The sequence below is a fragment of the Nitrosopumilus sp. b1 genome, from assembly GCF_014078545.1.
Taxonomy (GTDB): Archaea; Thermoproteota; Nitrososphaeria; order Nitrososphaerales; family Nitrosopumilaceae; genus PXYB01.
The window spans coordinates 1-1,754 of record NZ_MU078757.1 but is presented as its reverse complement, the minus strand read 5'-3'; the positions used below and the strand labels follow the sequence as shown (position 1 = coordinate 1,754).

Below are 1,754 nucleotides of genomic sequence, written 5' to 3'. Positions count from 1 at the left end.
AAATATCTCATTAAACCAAAATTTCCAAGATCGACATTTAATTTTCGAACTAGCTGTAATGTATCTTTAAGAGATGTATATTCTTCTAAGGAACGTTTAGTATCAGCTATTTCACCTAACAGTTTTTCAGCTTCACTTATCATTCCAGGAGTCTCTTTTTCTAAGTCTTCTATCATTGATTCAACTTCATCTAGCTCATACTTTTTCTTCTTGATCATAGTTCCTTTGAACATTATTTCTAAAATGCCAACTCTTGATGGAATTGCAAGTCCCTTTACGACATCATCAATTGTTTGAAAAATTTTCTGACCTCTAAGCAGTAGATCGTCAATTTCTGGTGTTACTGTCTCATTTTCAGTATCTATCTTATGAAACCAATCAAATTCTGCTAATCTTGAAATGGCTTTTGGAGAATCCGATCTTGGTAAAATTACGGTCCCTAACTTTAGATCAGCTACTACCAAGACATTGCAATCCCTTGATTGTGATTTTAATATCTTTCTAAGTCTCAAAATTGCTTGATATCATCAAAAATGAAGATAGGATTTTCCAATTATCATCTTCAAAACATTAAAATCCGTTAGCAATTGAACGGCAGGTGAATGGTATCTGATTCTCGATTAGAGGCAACTGTTGATAAAATTTTAAACAAAACAGAAGATGAAATTCTCTCTAGCTTGAAATCCTCCTACGAAGAATCCCTTCAGACCCTCTCAAAATCTCAAAATTCCTTAGAACAAGAATATGATCGAATTATTGATGAAGGCAGAAAAGAGGCTGAAAAGATCCATAAACAAATTGTTGGAAGCGCAGATCTTGAATCAAGAAACAAGCAGCTTTTACTAGTCGAAAAGGCAATCGATGATGTTTTTGAAAAGGCCTTAGCCAAAATTGCAAAAGAACGAAATTCAGATTATTCTAATTTAATCAAGTCCTTAATTGAAGATGCAACAAAAACTTTAGGCACAACTGACGTTGTAGTTTATACAAATTCTCAAGATAAGGATGCAGTTCAATCTGCTTTGTCTAATTTTTCAGGTGCCGAGTTAGCATCTGATACTATTGAATGTCTTGGCGGCATTAAAGTCAAGTCCAAGGATGGTAGTATGACTTTTGATAATACAATTGATGCAAGATTTGATCGCATGAAGCCTTTAATTAGGAAAGAAATAGCATCCAAATTCGGAATAGGTAGTTAAAATGGTCGCACAAGGAAGAATCGTTTGGGTTAGTGGTCCTGCTGTAAAAGCAGATGGAATGTCTGAAGCAAAAATGTATGAAACTGTTACAGTAGGTGATGCCAAATTAATTGGTGAAGTAATCAGATTAACCGGCGATGTTGCATTTATCCAAGTTTATGAATCAACAAGTGGATTAAAACCAGGTGAGCCAGTAGTTGGTACTGGAAATCCACTGAGTGTTTTATTAGGTCCAGGAATTATTGGACAAATTTATGATGGTATTCAACGACCTCTAAAAGAATTATCTAAAAAATCAGGGTCATTCATTGGAAGAGGAATCACTACTACTCCAGTTGATATGACAAAAAAATATCATTTTACACCAAGCGTTAGTGTAGGTGATGAAGTCTCTCCAGGAAATGTTATTGGAGTTGTTCAAGAAACTGATTTGATTGATCATAGCATTATGATTCCACCTGACCATCCTGGTGGAAAGATTACAAACATTATCTCAGAGGGAGATTATGATTTAGAAACAGAATTAGCTACTACAGAAAAAGACGGAAAATCAAT

General features: G+C 34.5%; 1 protein-coding gene and 2 pseudogenes. 2 read left to right on the top strand and 1 reads right to left on the bottom strand.

What is annotated here, in order from left to right; translation table 11 throughout:
• Positions 1 to 464, bottom strand: a pseudogene (locus C6988_RS10420) (ATPase); the annotation flags it as partial.
• 138 nt (positions 465 to 602) lie between these two features.
• Between C6988_RS10420 and C6988_RS10415 the strand changes: the two are divergent.
• Positions 603 to 1,199, top strand: coding sequence for a V-type ATP synthase subunit E (locus C6988_RS10415; RefSeq protein ID WP_182135326.1), 597 nt, complete (start codon positions 603 to 605; stop codon positions 1,197 to 1,199).
• 1 nt (position 1,200) lies between these two features.
• Positions 1,201 to 1,754 (top strand): annotated as a pseudogene (locus C6988_RS10410) (V-type ATP synthase subunit A); the annotation flags it as partial.